Annotated in this window: 15 protein-coding genes; 8 read left to right on the forward strand and 7 right to left on the reverse strand. The window is 56.2% G+C overall.

The window, feature by feature from the left end; all coding sequences use genetic code 11:
• Positions 1-48 precede the first annotated feature (48 nt).
• Positions 49-759: a methyltransferase domain-containing protein gene (locus tag ACR0I0_RS18410; protein WP_170347013.1), complete on the reverse strand. Its 711-nt coding sequence runs from the start codon at positions 757-759 to the stop codon at positions 49-51.
• Between the two features lie 631 nt (positions 760-1,390).
• Here ACR0I0_RS18410 and ACR0I0_RS18415 point away from each other — a divergent pair.
• Positions 1,391-1,957, forward strand: coding sequence for a VPLPA-CTERM sorting domain-containing protein (locus tag ACR0I0_RS18415; protein ID WP_171637913.1), 567 nt, complete (start codon positions 1,391-1,393; stop codon positions 1,955-1,957).
• A 59-nt stretch (positions 1,958-2,016) separates the two neighbouring features.
• Here the strand turns inward: ACR0I0_RS18415 and ACR0I0_RS18420 are convergent, their stop codons facing one another.
• The 4 genes from ACR0I0_RS18420 to ACR0I0_RS18435 form a co-directional block, all read right to left on the reverse strand.
• On the reverse strand, positions 2,017-2,901 hold the full coding sequence (locus ACR0I0_RS18420) for a glycosyltransferase family 2 protein (protein WP_171637912.1): 885 nt from the start codon (positions 2,899-2,901) through the stop codon (positions 2,017-2,019).
• Positions 2,882-3,709: a CpsD/CapB family tyrosine-protein kinase gene (locus ACR0I0_RS18425; protein ID WP_171637911.1), complete on the reverse strand. Its 828-nt coding sequence runs from the start codon at positions 3,707-3,709 to the stop codon at positions 2,882-2,884. The genes ACR0I0_RS18420 and ACR0I0_RS18425 overlap by 20 nt, the downstream gene beginning before the upstream one ends.
• A 31-nt stretch (positions 3,710-3,740) precedes the next feature.
• A complete protein-coding gene (locus tag ACR0I0_RS18430; protein WP_171637910.1) occupies positions 3,741-5,150 on the reverse strand; it encodes a GumC family protein in 1,410 nt (469 codons plus the stop codon).
• Between the two features lie 130 nt (positions 5,151-5,280).
• A complete protein-coding gene (locus tag ACR0I0_RS18435) occupies positions 5,281-6,138 on the reverse strand; it encodes an ExeA family protein (protein WP_171637909.1) in 858 nt (285 codons plus the stop codon).
• 742 nt (positions 6,139-6,880) lie between these two features.
• Between ACR0I0_RS18435 and ACR0I0_RS18440 the strand changes: the two genes are divergently transcribed.
• From ACR0I0_RS18440 to ACR0I0_RS18470, 7 genes are all read left to right on the forward strand, one after another.
• Positions 6,881-7,483, forward strand: coding sequence for a sugar transferase (locus ACR0I0_RS18440; RefSeq protein ID WP_348539552.1), 603 nt, complete (start codon positions 6,881-6,883; stop codon positions 7,481-7,483).
• 69 nt (positions 7,484-7,552) lie between these two features.
• Positions 7,553-10,006, forward strand: coding sequence for a tetratricopeptide repeat protein (locus ACR0I0_RS18445; protein WP_480492481.1), 2,454 nt, complete (start codon positions 7,553-7,555; stop codon positions 10,004-10,006).
• A 122-nt stretch (positions 10,007-10,128) separates the two neighbouring features.
• Positions 10,129-10,740: a polysaccharide biosynthesis/export family protein gene (locus tag ACR0I0_RS18450; protein ID WP_171637905.1), complete on the forward strand. Its 612-nt coding sequence runs from the start codon at positions 10,129-10,131 to the stop codon at positions 10,738-10,740.
• 156 nt (positions 10,741-10,896) lie between these two features.
• Positions 10,897-12,330 (forward strand): hypothetical protein, encoded by a 1,434-nt coding sequence (locus ACR0I0_RS18455; protein ID WP_480492482.1) that lies wholly within the window; start codon positions 10,897-10,899, stop codon positions 12,328-12,330.
• Positions 12,331-12,462: 132 nt separating this feature from the next.
• Entirely contained in the window at positions 12,463-14,082 is a 1,620-nt protein-coding gene (xrtD, locus tag ACR0I0_RS18460; RefSeq protein ID WP_480492483.1) for a VPLPA-CTERM-specific exosortase XrtD, read from the forward strand.
• A 167-nt stretch (positions 14,083-14,249) separates the two neighbouring features.
• Positions 14,250-15,797, forward strand: a complete 1,548-nt coding sequence (locus ACR0I0_RS18465) for a hypothetical protein (RefSeq protein ID WP_171637899.1) — start codon at positions 14,250-14,252, stop codon at positions 15,795-15,797.
• A gap of 44 nt (positions 15,798-15,841) precedes the next feature.
• Positions 15,842-16,942 (forward strand): acyltransferase family protein, encoded by a 1,101-nt coding sequence (locus ACR0I0_RS18470; RefSeq protein WP_480492484.1) that lies wholly within the window; start codon positions 15,842-15,844, stop codon positions 16,940-16,942.
• Positions 16,943-16,948: 6 nt separating this feature from the next.
• On the opposite strand, the gene ACR0I0_RS18475 is transcribed toward ACR0I0_RS18470, so the two are convergent.
• Together ACR0I0_RS18475 and ACR0I0_RS18480 are read right to left on the reverse strand one after the other, a co-directional pair.
• Positions 16,949-18,205 carry a glycosyltransferase family 4 protein gene (locus ACR0I0_RS18475; protein ID WP_253283358.1) on the reverse strand — a complete coding sequence of 419 codons (1,257 nt, stop codon included), beginning with the start codon at positions 18,203-18,205 and terminating at the stop codon, positions 16,949-16,951.
• Entirely contained in the window at positions 18,192-19,454 is a 1,263-nt protein-coding gene (locus ACR0I0_RS18480) for a nucleotide sugar dehydrogenase (protein WP_210093864.1), read from the reverse strand. Before ACR0I0_RS18480 ends, ACR0I0_RS18475 begins: the two co-directional genes overlap by 14 nt.
• Positions 19,455-19,598 lie beyond the last annotated feature (144 nt).

Raw genomic sequence — 19,598 nt, forward strand, 5'->3', positions numbered from 1 at the left:
TAAGCGGTGTTATCCCACTCCGGTCTCTGCCGGCATGGCGTTAAGCAATCATTTGATAGCAAGAAAACCTTCAAAACAAATATACTTCTGAATACTCATCACATCCTTGAAACCGGCCCGGCCCAGCAGATCCAGATTGCCCTGAGTGGAAAACGGCTCCAGCACGCTTTTCAGGCTGCGCGCCTTTTCGACGATTTCCTCGCTTGAGAATCCGTTGCCGATTTTGAATTCGTTGTAGAGCTGGGTCACAAGATCCTGAAACCGCGCATCCGGCCCCCGGACCTTTTCGAACATGACAAACGCACCGCCCCAGTTCAGGGTGTTGTAGATCTTGGTGAACAGTTCCTGCCGGTACCGGGGCGGGATGAACTGCATTGTATAATAGCTGACGATCATGTCCGCCTTTTCCATCTCCATATGACGGGCATCGTCATGAAGAATGGAAATGTTCGGGACATCCGCGCAATGAGCTTCGGCGACTTTCACCATTTCAGGTTCGACATCGATGCCGATCCAGCGTGCGTCAGGCTTTCCCGCATTATGTTCTGCCAGCTTGCGGATCAACTCTCCGGTCGATGTGCCGATTTCATAGCAGAGACTGTCATTGCGGACGAAGAAATCGGAAACCTGACAGATCAGGCCGTGACCCATTTCATAAAGAGGAACAGACAATTTGATGTGGTCTACAAACGTATCGGGAACACTGCCCCCAAAGGTCCAGTTCGCATTCTCAGCGGCTATGTTCTGGCCAACGCCCATGCGCAATGTCTCCTCGCTAAATAGGCAGGCACAATGGACAAACGGCTAAACAAGGGCTTCCGATTGAAAATGCGTGCCTGAACTTGGTACAATAACAATCCAAAGCTACACGAAACTTTCGGACCGTCGAAGAATAAATATGGTGGAACCCGGGTTTGTGGCCTTTTTCCCTTCTGTTGTGATCCGCAGGGTCCTTGCGGCGGTCCGAAAGTAGACAGTGCGCTGAAATGGTTTGTATTGTTTCTCGCCTTGCGCAGAACGGGGCGCCCGTCATGTGAAAAGGCGTGCCGGTTGCATTTCATGACAGAGTGATCGGGGTTGGTTCTGCATTGCCTGAACCGGTTTGGATTATGTTTGGTGCAGTGTGGAAACGCTCGGAATCGCCGGAAAGTTGGCATGTTCTCCAGACGCAGATTCGCCTTATTCGGGTGATTCTGGTTCACGATGGGGAAACAAACTATAATTCGAGCACCCATTGTTCCGAGCAATCGGCCTTTGCGCCCAAAAAAAGCCACAATTCCGAGAAAAATCCTTCGCAATCAAATAGAAATGAATTATTAATAAATGCAGTAGGTGCCCTGCCGAGATTTCGAGCGGGTTGTGTGTATAAAAATCAAAGGTGGGACTTTGTATGTTTAGAACTTTTAAGATGATGGCGGCGGGGCTTGCTACTGCTGTGATGATGGCCGGATCGGCCAGCGCTCTGACCTCGGTGTCAGCGGGTGGTGGTCCTCTGCCAGGGGGTGGATATGACATCACCTCCGACACGCTCTTCTCCGGTACGGTTTCCACGATGGGTGGACCCGGGGTTTACATGATCAACTTCCAGTCGCCCATTGATCCTCTTTTTGGTGTTGCGAACGCTTCGATCACCATCAATCTGCTGAACACGTTCACAGGTCTGACGGTGAGCTGGGTCGACGCCTTGAACCCGGCCAACGTGCTGGCATCGACGTCGGTTCTGGGTGGTGTTCAGACGACACTCAGCACGCTGTTCAGCAGCGTCAGCCCGAACACCTTGAGCCAGAATTTGGTGTTTAGCTGGGCCAACTCTCAAGGGGCGACCGATGCCAATGGCAATCCGGTGCCGGTTACGTTTGATTTCGACGTCGCACCAGTTCCGCTGCCCGCCGGTGGTCTGCTGCTTCTGACCGCGCTTGGTGGTCTGGCTCTGACGCGTCGCCGCAAAGCCGCCTGAGCGACACACAAACCTGACAAACAGGACAAGGGGCCGTTTCGCGGTCCCTTTTCTTTTGATCAGATGTTGCCACCTGCCGCCTGGCGCAACATCCAGATCATCCGCTGACATCTGAGCCGGAACAACGTGATGACCGCCCGACTGGTTTCGCCCGCCGAGGACAGCTTGTCGCTGCTGAGGATTTTCGGGGTGTGCACAATTGCACTGGCCGGCATGGCCAATCCACGGATCGCCCACCGCATGCGCGCGGCCGCGTTGGTGCCGTGCAGCAGATATGCCTCTTGTGTCGTGCGCCGCCACTTGGCCTTGAGCGCGGGCCAGTTCTGCCGGGATGGATGGCTGACACGCAAGTCATCCCGGTAGATCAGGCTATACCCGCGCGCGACCGCGCGCATGGTCCATTCCCGATCTTCCGAGACACCGTTGATGAATCCGCCGATCGCATCGAACACATCGCGTCGGGTCAGCAGGTTGCCGGCGCCGGAGAACCCCTGAACCTCAATATACCTGCGGAAGTTGAATGCAAAAACAGCCTCGAACGCTTCTGCGCCGCTGCGCGGGGGTGGGGTTTCGTCAAAAACATCTACCCGGCCACCAATCAGATCGGCCTGATCCGCGACCTGACGCCCGACGCTCAACCAGTCCGGCGCGGGTACGCAATCGGCGTCAATGAAAAACAGTCGGGGCGCTCTGGTTTCTGCAACTCCGCGATTGCGGGCATGGGCCGCGCCCTTTTGGGTTTCCACCACAAAACGCACCTCGGGAAAGGCCCGGCGCATCGTATCCAGCGACACCGGAGAGTTGTTGTCAACGACAACGATTTCAGTTGCCGTCAGATCATTCTCTCTCAGGGCAAGAAGACATCGTTCCAGCCGGGGCAAATCGTTGTAATGGGGAATGATCACTGCATCGGCCGGGGCCGTATCAGTAGGATCCGTACTCATTGCCAAACGTCCCGCTGATGTATCGGCATTTGTTCAGCACGATCCCCATGACGCTGGTCAGTTCCGCCAGTTGCTGTTCGGCAACGTCAATATGGTCAATGCTGGTTTCTTCGGCGGCCGCCAGAAGCAGGGCACAATCGACATTCCTGAGAAACCCGTGGCTGTCATCGCTCATCATCAGGGGGGGCGTGTCGAACAGAATGACGTCGGGTTTGTAATCCGCCTCAAGCTGTTCGAGGAATTCGATTGCCCGTCGGCTTTGCAAGATCTCCGCCGGGTTGCGCGTGGGCGTGTAATTCAGCCCGAAGATCACGTTCTTGCCATACCGCAGCGCATGTTCATGAAACGGCACCGCCCCCTGAATGACGTCGGCCATACTGTGGTTGCCGGTTTGCTTCAGAATCTCGGCCAGCCCCCTGCGCCGCATGTCGAAATCGATCACGATCGTCCGCAGATCTTCCTGCCGCCCCAGGCTGAACGCCAGGTTGGCCGTCGTCGTGCTTTTGCCGCACCCGCTGTACGGGGAGGTCAATGCCACCCTGCGCCATTTGTTGGACAAGATCTGCTGCAGCATCTTGGTCCGCAACATGTCGTAGGGGGTGGCGTCCGCGCCGCCAGCCAGAGATGCAAGCCGGTTGCGCACTGCGAGCTTTGGGTCGATCTGTATCTCGGGCACGCTTTGCCACCGGGCGTCACGAGTGTCTTCTGACGGGGCGTGACGGGGCGGTTGTTCCATGACCGGCGGCGGGCTTTCGCGGCTCTGCCGTTCCTCGCGCGCCTTTTGAATCGCTTTCTGAAGACGGTCCATCACACATTCACCAAATCAATCGAAACAATACTCACCAGTATGTCTCCAGTTTATCCATCACTCTCTCGGTAATAAGATCGAGGGGCAGGTAATAGGTATGCACCGCCCAGACCCCGGCTGGCACTCCGATTAGAATGGCCAGTATGATCCCACCCCATACCGCGCGCTGCATCAACACTTCACCGCGTGATGGAGCATAGGGAATAGTGGCGATTGGCCAGACCTCAAGCTTGTTGATCAGGTCTTCGGGCCGACGCACGGACCGATTCAGGACCTCCAGCAAAACCACCAGCCCCAGCCCCAGCAGGATACCAAAGGCCGATCCCCCTCCGGCAATCATCAGGCGGTTGGGTTTCGAAGGCTCGCTTGGCGTAGAGGGATGCTCAATGACGGAAATACGTTGCCCTTGGGACGTGACCTCAATCCGTTCCCCGGTCGAGGCTGCGGCCAGACGACTGACTGCGGCATTGTACTGGGTTTGGATGTTGTCATGTTCGCGCTGCAGTTCAGATAGTGTGATGGCATTGGCCGGGGTCTGATCAATCGTCAGGGTGAGTGCGTCGAGCCGGTCCTGAAGCACGCGGCGCTGATCTTCGAGCGCCGCAATCTGCGAGTCGATTTGCGCCAGCTGCAGATCAAGGGACGAATTGCCTGTCTGGTTAGATGGTGCCGGGGCGTTTGCTTGTTCGGCAGCTACCACCTGCTCAAGCTTTTCGATCCTGGCGCGGAGCAGTTTGATCTGCGGACTGTTTTCGGAATAGACCACGAGTTGGTTGTCGAGTTGAGATCGCAACTGACTGAGTTGCTGCTGTGCCTGGGTCTGATTTTGTGGTGAAACACCGACAACCTGACCTGTCGAGCTGAAGATGCTTATAAGGTTTTCTCGCTGCGCCTTGAGGGAAAATATCTGCTGGTCCGTCTGTTCAAGATTGGTTTGCAACGCCCCTTGTTGCGCCAGCCTGAACTGCAGACTGTCGGGGAGCGCATCGGAATTGTCATTCTTGAACTCAAGAATACGGGCGCTACGTTTGCTCAGTTCGTCGCTGAGGCGGTCGACTTCCAACTGGAAGAAGGCCAGCGTATCGGTCGCGCGTTCCTTGCGATAGGTGACATCCAGCTTCTGGATTTCCGTCAGGTATCTGTTCAACACACCTGCCGCAATCTGGCCACTGCGTGCCTCGAAGGTGATTGTCATCAGATTGGCCTGATTGAGACCCCCGGTGATCCAGATCGAGGTGCTCTTGCGCATGGCGTTGACGATCTGATCGGGGGTTGCCTCGTCCTGATCAGGCAGAACCTCAAATTCATGGGCGATATCAAGAAGGACTGGTCGGGTCAGCAGGCGCTGTTCGATGATCTGCAGTTGCTCTGCTGCAGGTGTGGTCACAGTACTCGCGGCCAGGCTGCCTGGAATCTGGGGCGATTCCACGATCAGGCGCATCTGAGACAGGTAGGTCGGGGGCAGCGCCCGTGCTATGATGATCGATGCCACAGAGACAATGAGCGCGACGATCAGAAAATACGGAAACCGTCTCAGGAAAATGGAAAAGTAATAGCGAACCGGGCCCATATCAGACTGTCAGCTCCTTCTCGAGTGAGTTTCCGCCAAAGAACACGCCATCTTTGACCACTTGCTCCACAACCTCTTCATCCACCTTCTCGGCCTCATTCGTCCAGGCGTAAAGCAGGGCAAAGTCGCAGAACTGATTTACAAGTCGCGGAACACCGCGCGTTTGTTTGAAAATCTGCTTGCAGGCCTCTTCGGTGAATTCATCGCCTGAACCGCCAGCCGTTTTCATCCTATGGCTGATATAGGCTTTGACCGAAGACTCATCCATCCGTTCAAGATGAAAACTTGCGGCAACGCGCTGTGTCAGCTGGCGCATCTTGGGATCAAGAACCATGTCGCGCAATTCAGGCTGACCAACCAGAACAAGCTGGATCAGCTCATCCGTATTCGAGTTGATATTGGTCAGCATCCGGATTTCTTCCAACCCTTCGACGGTCAGGTTCTGCGCTTCGTCAAAGATCAGAACCACCCGCCGGCCCTCGGCATATTCCGCGACCAGGAAATCCTGCAGCGCCCGGAATATCTGTACATAGCTTGCATCCGCCTCGATCGGCAGACCCAGCGCGTGCAGGACCCATTGCAGCAGCTCTCCGCGACCGCCCTGCGCATTCGAGATCAACCCTACGGTGATCGACTGCTCCATCTCGCTGAGGAGATGCTGTATCAGGGTTGTTTTCCCGGCCCCGATTTCCCCGGTCAGCACGGTGATGGGCGCACAACTCATGATGCCGAATTGCAGGACCGAGTAACCGCGCTTGTGCAGCGGCGACCAGTACATGAATCCGGGATCCGGAAGCAGCGTGAAGGGCCGTCGGTCAAGCCCGAAATAATCTAGATAAAACCCGTCGCTGGACGCCATTGCACCTCGGTTGCCTTCTGCCTTGTCAAACCTCGTACTGGCCCCCCGGAGATTATCCAAACTCATGCTCTGAACCACCAGAAATCCCTTACACAAAGAACACATCACATAAACAAAAAGTACTTGGGTACTAGTTTGTCACAAAATCAAGATAGCAGGCACCACTAAACTGCACACGCGGTGAATTGACCTTTCCGCTTTCTCAATCTGGAGTGATCGGTGCGATTGTTTCCGTTGTGTCCTTATTAGGTTGACCAAAAAAGAGGCGACCAGAACCTGATGTGATCACACATTAAAAAAGATTCTAAGGGCGGAAATCAAACCCAAAGGGTGAAATTTTCGCTCATTGTGTCCCACGGGGAAACGAAAGTTCATGAATTTGCGGCCAATCAGCTGATCGCATCTTCACGATACTATAAAAAAGCAACTGTATTCAGCGACCAGAGAACACGTTCGCCAGCATTAATGTTTTGCAAGGCAGGTGGAATTTGTTAACAGTTGGATACGGGAAAGCGGCCTCGCAAGTGAGTAAGTGCAGGGTCGAAGTGGTATAAAAATATAAGATTTTAAATATGTGTGGTTGAGGTCGAGCGTGTTCGGTTCGTAAGTTTGGTGAGTGGTTCGTGAGTAATTGTGTGTGTTGGGGGTTTAAATAGTGACAAGTCATTCGAAAGAAGTGGCCAACGCTGGCGCGGGCTACTCCGGTATTTCTGTTGTATCCACTCCGTTGCCGTGTCGAGGGGTGTACAGAAGTGCGGGCAAGCGTCTTTTTGACATTGCGTTCGCTTTGCTCGCAGCACCTTTCGTTGTGCCTTTTGTTCTTATGCTAGCCGCATTTTTGGCATTCCAGGGCGTGACTCCGTTTTATCGGCAGGAACGGCTGGGCAAGAACGGCAAGGCGTTCAAGATGATCAAGCTACGCACAATGGTGCATGACGCCGAAAATGTGCTGCAAGAACATCTGAAAGAAAACCCTGAAGCCCGTGAGGAATGGAATCGCGACCAGAAACTGCGGAATGATCCGCGCATCATCAAGTTCGGGACATTCCTGCGCAAATCCTCGATGGATGAGTTGCCGCAATTCTGGAATGTTTTCGTTGGCGAAATGTCCGTGGTTGGGCCCCGCCCCATGATGGTTTGCCAGAAAGAGCTTTATCCAAACAACATGTACTACAGAATGCGCCCCGGCATTACCGGCTCATGGCAGGTCTCCAACCGAAACAACTCGACATTCGCCGAGCGCGCGCAGCATGATGTGGAATACTGGAAGGATATGTCGCTCAAGACGGACATGCATATCCTGTTTCGGACAATTTTTGCGGTTCTGCGTGGGACCGGTTGCTGAAACGGTCATTTTGCAGCCTTTTGGGATGGCTGTATCCTTGTTGCGCCCAGATCGTGTGGAAACCTACCCATGAACCAGTCCGTCTTTTCCCGTCTCCCACGTCTTGCATCGCTTCTGTGTGCTGCGTTCCTGTTCCTGAGTGCCTGTGACACCGCTGAAGAGCGGGCCGAGAAACATTACCAGGCCGGGCTGGCCTTGCTGGAAGAGGGCGACGTCGAGCGCGCTCTGGTCGAATTCCGCAACGTCTTCAAACTGAACGGCCAGCACAAAGAGGCGCGCCTGACCTATGCCCGGCTTGAGCGTGATCGAGAGAACATCCCTGTCGCATTCGGCCAGTACCTGTTGTTGGTCGAACAATACCCGGACAATTTCGAAAGCCACTTCGCACTGGCCGAGATGGCGTTTGACTTGGGCAACTGGGACGCTGTCAGACGCCATGGTGCGATAGCCGCCGAACTGGAACCCGACAATATAGAGGTCGAGTCCATCAATAACAGCCTGGCCTATACCGACTCGATCCGTAACGGGGATGTGGCCAGAACGGATTCCATCATTCGGACCGCACGCGAAATGATCGACCAAAAACCCGATCTGATGAGCGCGCGGAAAATCGTGATCGACTGGCTTGTCCGCAACGAGCTCTGGGATGATGCTATCGACGAGATTGATGCCGCACTGGCCGTAGTGCCGAAGCAGGACAATTTGTACGCGATCCGACTGCGTGCCCTACAGGCTCAGAACAAACACGAAGAGATAGCTTTACAGCTCAAAGGCATGCTTCAGCTTTACCCCGAGGATGAGGGCGTCGAGGCGATGCTGGTTCAGCATTACATCGACTGGAACGAGCTGGATGCGGCTGAGGATATTCTGCGCGGGAAGATCGACCCTCAGGCCGAAGATCACATGCCAACTCAACGCCTTATTGCATTCCTGAACGACCATCGCGGTCCCCAAGCCGCTATCAACGAAATTGATGCAATCATCGCGCAGGATAGTACAAACGCCGCAAAGCTCCGCGCATGGCGGGCCACTTTGAAATTTCACAGCGGGGACACGCAAACCGCGCTTTCTGAAATGCGCAATCTTCTGGCAGATGCAGAGCGAACCGCACAAACACGGGAAAACGAAGTAGAATTTGCCCGGATGCTGTTCAGCGAGGGGGAATCTGAAGAAGCTCGTGCTTTGGTCGAAAAGATTCTTGAAGAAGATCCGAAACAGGTGGGGGCGCTCAAGTTCAAGGCTGCCTGGTTGATTGAGGATAATCAGACCGGTGATGCGATTATCCTGCTGCGCGAAGCCCTGAGCCAGACCCCCCGCGATCCGCAATTGATGACCCTTATGGCCAATGCTCACGAGCGCAACGGCGATCACGAACTGATGGGCGAAATGCTTGCCCTGGCTGCGGAGATGTCCCAGAACGCAGGAACCGAGGCTGCGCGCTACGGTCAATATCTGCTGTCAAAAAATGACTTGGAAATCGCCCAGAGCGTGTTGCTGGATGCCTTGCGTAAAAGCCCGCAAAATCCGGACCTGCTGTCTCTGCTTGCCCAAACCTATATGCGTCAGCAGGACTGGGACCGCCTTGAAGCTGTTCTGAAGTCGCTCGAAGCGCTGACAGATCCCAACGCGCAACGCCTTTCGAACGAGCTCAGGGCATACATGCTGGCCTCCCAGAACCGCTCTGACGACCTGATGGAATTTCTCAACGAATTGGCCGCAGATCCCCAATTCGGCTTGCCCGCTGATATCGCGGTTATCCGACTGATGCTGGCTCAGGACAAACACGAAGAAGCCTTTGCCCGGATCGATCGGAAACTTACGGAAACCCCGGATTCCCTGCCATTGCGCTTTGTAAAGGCACGTGCGCTGGCAGAAGAAGGGGAACTTGACAAGGCCGAACAGATTTATCGCGCGATCATCGATGAGCGCCCTGACATAACACGGGCATGGGTCGCGCTTCACATGCTGGAAGCCGAGCGTGGCAATATCGAAAAAGCCCAGGATGTCCTGGCCGAGGCACTGATTGCCCTGCCCGAAAATCCCGATCTGCTATTTGTGCAGGCAGCGCTTCACGAACAGGCCGGCGATATGGAGCAGGCCATTGCCGTTTACGAAAAGCTCTACCCCCTCAGTGGTCAGTCGATTTTGGTTGCCAACAACCTTGCCAGCCTGCTGACAACCCAGCGCAACGATGCCGAAAGCCTGCAACGAGCGCATGTTTTGGCGCAGCGTCTGCGGGGCACGCAAGAGCCCGCCTTTCAAGATACCTATGGCTGGGTGGCGTATCAGGTCGGCAATTATGAAGAGGCCGTCCAGTACCTGGAATCTGCGGCACAGGTTTTCGCTGGGCATCCTCTGGTCTTGTACCATCTGGGCAAAACATACGCCGCTCTGGACCGGCACGAAGAAGCTTTGCGCAGTTTTCGTGCAGCTGAAGCGACCGGGGCAGCCTCGGCTGAGATTGCCTCATCCATAGAGGCCGAGATCGAACGGCTGGTCACGATGAGCAACGCAGGTCAGTAAGCGCACAGAGTGCACGCGCGCCGCCGCTGCATTTCTGCCGCATCTTGTATGTATCAGACTCCCTGCTGATTGTTTTGCAGCTTGTGGGAAGGCATAAGTAGGAAAAAGTGAGAGATTTGAATATGCGTACAGTCATCGGGTCATTAATCGCTCTTGCCCTTACCATGATCGCGGCCACCGCATCATGGGCGCAATCCTATCAAATCCAACCGGGTGATGCGCTGCAGGTTGAAGTTCTCGAAGACCCCACCCTGAATCGGACCATTCTGGTTCTGCCGGACGGGTCCATCAACTTTCCGCTTGCCGGCTCGATCCGTGCGGCCGGTCAGTCGACCAGCGGATTAAGCGCGTCGCTCTCATCGGCGTTGGCCTCGAATTTCAATACGCCGCCGACAGTCTTTATTTCAGTGGCGTCGCTGGCTCCGCCGCCGCTTCTGGGCGGACAGGCCGCATCCGGACCAACCATCGATGTTTTCATCATGGGTGAGGTCAATGTGCCCGGCAAGCATCTGGCAACCGAAGGCACGACAATTCTTCAGGTTTTGGCTCAGGCCGGTGGTCTGACCAATTTCGCGGCTCGCAAGCGCATCGAATTGCGCCGGGCTGACAGTAAAACAGGCGTGATGAGAAAATACACCTATAACTACAAAGGCTCGGGCGGTGGCATCCAAGGCAATACAGTGCTTAGACCCGGAGACGTGGTTGTCGTACCAGCACGCCGCTTGTTCGAATAGGGGCTGATACAGGTGGGGAAATCCAGGAGCAGGCTGTCCACCATTCTGGGGGGCGGGATCGCTGTCATAAGTTCGTTTACACCAGCTGTCGGGCAGCAGGCCTCGACACAGCAAACGACTGCGCAGCAAACACAAACCTCGACACAGCAAACATCCGTGCAGCAGACAACCGTCGCACCGACAGTTGTGCAGCAGACACCCAGCCAGCAATTGATCGCACAACGGGCACAGCGAAACCCGGCCCGAAGGGTCGGCCTGCCGACCGGTCAGCAGATTGGGACCGGGACCGGCCTGAGTGTGACCCTGGATTATCTCTCGTCGCTCAGACATGACAGCAATCTTCGCCTGACCGATCCTTCGCTTGGGTCCACGACCTGGTGGGAGAATACGCTGGCATTGGGTATTCTGAAGCAGACCTCGGATTCGAGATTGGCTCTTGACCTTTCCGGACTGTACCGGATCGCCAATGAGCCGATTATCGGGACGGATTCCAGCTTTGCGGACCCGTCTGCCCGCCTGTCGTATCAGCGGTCGCGCCAGAACAGCCAGCTTGACCTGCTATTGGATTACCGCGAACAGGATCTGGCTTTTAATCGTTCACTGACCGACACCAATCTGGATGGCAGAATCGATGCCGCCGATGTGACCGGAACCATCGGGGATCAGGTCAACTCCTTGGGCAACCTGAATTGGCAAACCGGCCTGAATGATCCAATCGGGTTCCAATTCATCTACAGCTATAGCGAACGCACTTATACAAACACGATCGATCCGAACCTGTTCGACAACAAATCAAGCGATTACACGGCGATCACGACATTGCGGGTGTCACCGGTTTTCCAAGCCAACTTGCGTCTCGGCTACACTGATTTCTCGGCAGAAGACAACGTGCGAACCGATGAGCAAACAACGGTTGTGACAGTAGGGGGGACCTATGACATATCCCCTGTCACCACCGTCAGTGCGAATATCGGTTACAGTCAGGTGGATGACACGCAGCGCACAACCAATACCAACACCGTGACCGAGGATTTCGTCTGGGATTTCGCATGGAATAAAACCCTGCCAGATGGTTCGGCGGATTTTCAGATTGACCAGACATTCGGGGTCAATGGGTCACGGATAAACGCAACGGCCGGCCGCAGTTTTCAGCGCGCCAACGGACTATTCAGCTTCAACCTGGGCCTGACCAGAGGACCATTCGACGAAGTCACACCGATCGGGCAGCTCGACTACAGCTATCAGCTGGCCAGTTCCCGGATCGGAGCAACGGTGCAACGCCGGGTCGGCACCAGTACGCAGAGCATAGAAACACGTGAAACACTGGTGTTTCTGACATATGACTATTTCATCAACCCGGTATCGGGTCTGTCTTTCAGCGTCGATTACATCGACCAGGAAGACGAGGGAACCGGTCAACCCAACCCGCGCCAGCGCGGTACGTTCAGTGCGTCCTATACACGGGCGGTCACGAAAGACTGGGCTGTAAACGTGGGGTACCAATATGAAATGGACGATCAGAACGGCTTTAAGGCAACTTCAAACTCGGTCTTTCTGACTTTGGGCCGACGCTTTTCTCTCAAACCCTGACGTTCATTCACGCGGTTCATGATATCGACAATCAGGACATCCCGCGCCCAATGTCCCGAAAACGGATCAAAATAGCGGGAACTTGAGCCGTCATAATTTCAGGCCACACCTTATTGTGCATGATGGACCGTGATGCATCACCTCGATTCGAAAAACAGCCGCAGTAATATCCTTGAAGCGGCCAGAAGAGGCTTGCCGGTCCTGAACACCGTCGGGCTGTTCTGGTTTGTCCTGCTGCTGCTTGGATCGGTACCCGTCTTCTGGATCGGGATCGTGTCTCTGGGCGCCGCCTGGAGCACCCCCGAATACAGCCATGGCCCGCTGATCCCGATCATCTCGCTGTATCTGTTCCTGCGTGAATTGCGGGATATGCCGCCCCCCAACCCGGTTGTGCATGATCGCTGGCCGGGCGTGCTTGTGATTGCCGTGGCCCTGATCATCGCCATTCTGGGCAACCTGGCCCGTATTCCCGATATCGTCACCTATGCCATGATCATCTGGGTGGGCGGCGTCATGCTGACCGTGTTCGGCTGGCAGCGGGGCAAATACCACCAGCTGCCCGTGCTGCATCTGGTGTTCATGCTGCCGCTGCCGCAGTTCGTCTATTGGAAGCTCACGATCTTCCTGCAATGGATTTCGTCCGAACTGGGCGTCTGGTTCGTGCAGATGGCCGGTGTTTCGGTTTTCATCGAAGGCAACATCATCGATCTGGGGGTCTACAAACTGCAGGTGGCCGAGGCCTGTTCCGGGCTGCGCTATCTGTTCCCGATCCTGAGCTTCTCGTATCTCTTTGCCCTGCTTTATCGTGGCCCGATCTGGCACAAGGTGGTTTTGCTGGTTTCGGCGGCCCCTCTGACCGTGCTGATGAACTCGATCCGCATTGGCGTGATCGGCGTGCTGGTTAATCAGCACGGCATCGAGCAGGCTGAAGGCTTCATGCATTTCTTTGAAGGCTGGATCATCTTCCTGCTCTGCGTCGCCATTCTGTTCCTGATGGCCATCGGCTTGCAGCGCCTGGCGCCGAATCCGCAACCCTTTGCCGAGACCATTGATCTGGATACCCAGGGGCTGGGTTCTGTTGCCTTGCGTATCTTTGGCATTCGCGCATCGGTGGCGCTGGCGGTTGCGGCCCTTCTGACGCTTACGGTTTCAACCGCCTGGACCCTGCGGCCCGCTTCCGAAGTGCGGCCTGTGGAACGTGACCCGTTTGTACTGTATCCACGGCAGCTTGGGCCCTGGTCCGGGTCGCCCACCACGTTGGATCCACAGGTAGAACAGGTTCTGGGTGCCAGCGATTACCTCAATGCCACCTATATCAACACCGGATCGGGCGATTTCGTGAACATGTTCGTGGCCTTTTACGACAAGCAGACCGACGGCGACGGCATCCATTCGCCCGAAGTGTGCCTGCCGGTGGGCGGTTGGGAAATCTTCAGCCTTGAACCGTATGAGATCAACCCCGGCAACACGCCTTATGGCCGCTTTACGGTCAACCGCGCCGTGATCCAGAAAGAGCTGTCAAAACAGCTGGTCTATTACTGGTTCGAACAGCGCGGCAAGCGTATGGTCAATGATTTCCGCGCCAAGATGAGCGTTATTCAGGACGGCTTCACCATGGGGCGCACCGATGGCGCTCTGGTCCGGTTTGTGACCCCCATCCTGCCCGGTGAAACCGAAGCGGATGCGGATGCAAGGTTGCAACATTTCATGGAGCCAAGCCTGAACCGCCTGCCCCGCTTTGTACCGTTTTGAGGAGGAAATTCGGCGCTCAGGCTTCTAAGCCTTTGACGCCAAGTCATCGCAGTTGGATTTTGAGTGGTCGCGATAAGAAAAATAGATTGCACAATGATGTGCTATCGGTACCTGATGGATCAGTTTTTAGTTTCTAGTATATGGTTAGAAAAGTGCCTGCGGCAGAAATGATTACGACACCTCAAAGCCGTTCTCTGCGACCAGTTCTGGCACTGACTCTGCTTGCCAGCCTTATCCCCTTGTGCGTGACACCCGTTCTGCCACTGACGGATTTCTACGCTCATATCGCCCGTTACTACATTCTGGCCAATCTTCCGGACTCGACCACACTGCAACAGAACTATGAGGCGGCTTGGCAACTGCTGCCCAATCTCGGGCTGGATGTTCTGGGCACGGGTATCATGAAAGTGCTGCCCCCGCTTTTGGGTGCCAAGCTGATCGCTGGCCTGATCATTGCGGCCCCGTTCGCGGGAATTTTGTACCTGTCACGTGTTCTGCACGGCCGCCTCTCGGCACTGACCGTATTTCTGGCCGGTTTGGTGGCGTATAACCATATCCTGATCTGGGGTTTTTCGAATTTCCTGCTTGGGTTGGGGGTTCTGCTGGGCGCAATCGGATACTGGATTGCGACACAGGACCGCCCCGTCCGGCAACTGGCTGTCACGGCTTGCCTGGGGCTGATCCTGTTTTTCATTCACGGGCTGGCCTTTGCGCTGTGGGGGCTGCTGCTGGGTATGGTCGAACTGTCGCTTGCGTTCCGATCAGGCTATCCCGGGCTACCGGTTTTGTTGCGTAAAGCCGCAAGACTTGCATCGATCGCCATCGCACCGGCCGTGATCTTCCTGCAAACGAAAACCGCAAGCGGAGGCGTCGCCACGCCTGTCTCGAACCTACTGGCTCATGCCGAGCAAGGAACATTGTGGGCACGCCTGAGCACCGAGGCCTATCTGCGCGTCGACGGGTTCCTGCGCGTGGCTGAATCCACATGGCGCACGTTCGACTGGGGTTTTGGCGTCCTGTTATGGGGCGTGCTGATCGGTGGCCTCATCACCGGGATATGGCGGATCGACCGGCGTATGAAGCTTGCCGTGGCGCTGTGCGGTTTGCTGATCCTGATAACCCCTCCGAACCTGTTCGGCGTCGGACATCTGAGTGAGCGGATCCCGCTTCTGATGCTGGCCCTTCTGGCCGCCAGCCTGTCTCTGAATCCCAGCGCCAGGCTGCGATCACAACAAATAGCTGTTGCGGCGATCGCCGGGCTGTTTCTGTTGCGCAATCTGATGTTGACCGTCGGGTGGTATCAGGATGGCAAAATTTACGCCTCTTATCTTGAGGCGTTGAACCTCCACGACACGCGCAGTCTGGGCGCCGGGGCTTATGTGGAAGACGCAAAGGACTCGTGGGTTTTCAAGCCCAGTTGCAGACCCTTGTCCTTTCTCATGATCTTCAACGGTACAGCAGTTCCGACCTTTGCCAACCCCACACAGCAACCGCTGCGGATAGTTGGGCCGTTAGCCAGTGTGCAAGGCGCAGTTCAGAAAATTGCGCTGGAGGCCAATCACACGCTGCCATCGGCCTTGAATGCATTATCGAACGCCAAAGCCGATACAATCGTGACATGTTCCACGGAATCGTTTCCGCCACAGGTTCCGGGTTTCGAGATACTTGCAGCAACTGAACCGTGGATATTGTATCAAAGGATAACTTCCAAATAATTACGGACCCATATGTTTACGCCACCAACCCAGAGGACTCGCGGATGAAAGACCAGGATGCGCATGCAGCCTCGGGCAATCCTACGCGCTGCTATATCGCGGACCGGGCAGACGGGCGGGACAACAATTTCAACCTGATCCGGATTCTTGCCGCCAGCGGCGTGCTTGTATCGCACGCCTATCCGCTCAGTTGGGGTGGTGCGGTTGGTCAACCGTTTGAAACTGCTCTTCACGGGCTGTCCCTGGGCATGGTGTGCGTATGGATCTTCTTCGCCATTTCAGGATTCTTCATCACACGCAGCTTCGATAGAAAACGCTCTGCCAGTTCATTTCTGATCGCCCGCGCGCTGCGTCTGTTTCCGGCACTTGCGGTCGTGACAGGGATTACGCTCTTGGTTGCCGGGTTCATACTGACACAGGCCCCTGCATCCGTTTTCTGGGCGCAGGCCGGGGAATTTTTTGTGCGCAACATGCTGCTGTTCAAGATTCAATACGTGTTGCCCGGCGTGTTCGAATCCAACCCGTACGGCCCTGCAATCAACGGCTCACTCTGGTCGCTGTCTTACGAGGTCACCTGCTATATCGGTGTATTGATCTGCGGCATCCTCGGCATTCTGGGTCGGAAAAAAATCTTTGCGGTTGTTACCCTGCTGTTCCTGGTCGTCTATGCGGTGGCAATGGTGACCGATCTGAACCCGCGCATCGAGCAGCTCACCCGGCTTGGCCTCCCTTTTCTCACGGGGATGGTCTTTTATATCTGGCGCCAGCGCATCCCGCTGTCCCCGACCCTCTTCATCACGGCAACGGCGCTGTCCATAGTGGCCTGGTTCACACCGCTGTTTCTGCCGGTCTTTGCCGTCTGCCTGTCATATGTGGTGTTTTTCTTGGGTTACGCGAAAACGCCTCTGCTGCTGCACTACAACAAGCTGGGCGACTATTCCTACGGGGTCTATATTTATGCCTTTCCCATCCAGCAGTTGGTGGCGCAGGCCGGGGTCACCACCCCCATCGTCAACATGGCCATGTCATTTCCACTAACGATGATCTGCGCGATGCTGTCATGGCATTGTGTTGAGGCCCCTGCCATGCAATTGCGGCACCGGAAGGCTCAAAAGCCCCTGAAGGCCAAACAGGCTGCTGAATAGCAGACCTTACCCCTTCCAGATCCGCTGATACGCCGCGATCAGCGCGGGCACCTGATGCGGCCAGGCCATTTCGGACTCGACCCGGGCGCGGCCATAGCGGCCCATGGCGGCACGACGTTCGTCATCGGCCAGCAATTCGGTGATCTTGTCGGCCATATCCACCGGATCGTTGGCCTTGGCGTAAAGCGAGGCTTCCTGCGCCGAGAACCGCCCTTCGGTCACGTCGAACTGAACGATGGGTTTCTCGAAGGCCATGTATTCGAGGATCTTGTTCATGGTGGATTTGTCGTTCATCTCGTTCACCCGGTCCGGGTTCACGCAGACATCGGCGGTTGACAGGATCTCGAACAGATCATGATCGGGGGCGCGGCCAGTGAAAGTGACATACTCTGACAGGCCCATTTCAGCAGATTGTTCGCGCAGCTTGTCCAGGCTGGGGCCCCCGCCCACAAGGCAGAACTGGATATCGTCGCGGCCCTGAACCTTGACCAGATGCGCCACGGATTCCAGCAGCAGGTCGATCCCTTCCTGATCACCCATGACGCCGACATAACCCACCATGTATTTCCGCCCGTTGCGCCAGGCCGGGTTCGGCGGCAGATGCTGCAACCGGCTGAGGTCGGGGCCCGATCGGACGACAAACACATCCTCGGGCGCCATGCCGCCGCGTTCGATGGCGATCTTGCGATAGCTTTCATTGGTGGCAATCGACACACGGGCCGAGGCAAAGGTCAGCCGCTCGAACGTTTTCATCAGTTTCCAGAAGAAACCGCGCTTGTTGAACTTGGCCTCGTAAAGCTCAGGGTTGATGTCGTGGTGATCGAACAGATAGCGCACGCCAAACAGCTTGAAGGGCAGTGCCACCAGAAAGATCAGATCGGGCGGGTTGCAGCCATGGATGACGTGAAAGCCGCGGGTGAATTTGATCTTCAGCGACAGCCAGCTTTCCCAGAACAGCGCCGCGCCATATTCCAGCAGATACCCCAGCGCCCCGCTGGCATCCAGCGGCAGCGGGTGGCGATAGACCTTGATGCCCTCGTCTTCCCACACGCGTTCCTCATGGCCCTTGCCGGTTGGGCAGATGACCGAGACCAGCGCGCCTGCGGCGGCCAGCGTGCGCGCCTCCATCCAGACGCGGCGGTCAAAGGGGACGGGCAGGTTTTCCACCACGATCAGAACCTTGAGGCCCTTCAGGGGCTGGCTCTGGCGCAGCTCTTCGAACGAGATCGGCTGAACGGCGGGCACAGGGCTAGTCATATTCATAGGTTCTTACCACCTCTGCATCACCCAGGTTCAGATCATTCACGATCCGGTTTGAACCGACCACCAGATCCCAGGGCCCGGCCTCGGCCGTGGCGCGGTCTACCAGCAGGCTGCCCACGTTGGGCAGGTGGGTAAAGGCATAACCAAGGTTCTGCCCCCGCAGATCGGCCGGTTTGATGGCCGGATCATAGATCGACAGCTGATAGCCCGCCTGCAACAGGCGCCGGGCGATATCGACATTGGGGCTTTCGCGCAGATCATCGGTTCCGGCCTTGAAGGCCAGCCCGGCCATCAGCACCCGGCCCCCTTCGGGCAGCCGCGCCATGATATCCTGCGCCTGATAGGTTTTATGCGCCTGATTGGTCTGCAACAGGCTGTCGATCAGATGCGTATGCGCCCCCACCTCACCGGCGATATGTTGCAGCGCACGCACATCCTTGGGCAGGCAGGACCCCCCGAACGCGCCCCCCGGACGGGTGTAATAGGCCGAGATGTTCAGCTTGGTGTCCGAGACGAAAATCTCGTGCATGGTTTTTGCCGACACGCCCATGCTGTGACAGATGCGGCCCACCTCATTGGCAAAGGCCACCTTGGTGGCGTGCCAGGTGTTGTCGACGAATTTGGTGATCTCGGCCTCTTCGAACGCGGTATAGAACACCGGCGCATTCAGGCCTTCGTGCATCTCGTCCATCACCGCCGAGCGATTTCCGTCTGCCGTGCCGACAACGATCTTGGGCGGGTTGAAGAAATCATCCACCGCCGAAGCCTCGCGCAGGAATTCGGGGTTATAGACAATCTCGATCGCCTGACCCGTCCGATCGCCCAGATAGCTTTGGAAGATCGGCTCGATCAGCTGCCGCACCGTGCCCGGCCGGAAGGTGGATCGGTACGCCACGGTCAGCGGTCGCGCGCGGTCGGGCGAAACGGCCTTGGCAATCTGCCGCGTCACCTCGGCCACGAAATTCATGTTGTGCGACCCGTCAGTGGAACTGGGCGTGCCGACGCAAACGATGGCCAGATCCACATCCGACAGGTCGGGGATTTCAACCGTGGCGCGGATCAGGTTCTTTGCAAGCGCCTCGGTCAGCAGTTCGGCCACCTTGGGTTCCTTGATCGGAGGCTGCCCGGCATTGATTTCCGAGACCTTGTCGGCATTCACATCGACGCCGATCACCTCATGCCCCTCACGGGTCAGACAGCACGCTGCCGTGAACCCCACATATCCCAGACCAAAAATCGCAATCTTCATACCATTACACCGTTTTGAACCCCGGCTTCCGGGCACTGGCCGCCACCGGACACATATCAGGCATCACATACTTGACGCGCTTGCCCATGAGGAGCCTGATCTGAGACACTGGGCCAGAAATTCTCCTTGAAACAGCAGATAACT

It is taken from the genome of Ruegeria sp. AG6, from assembly GCF_056541565.1.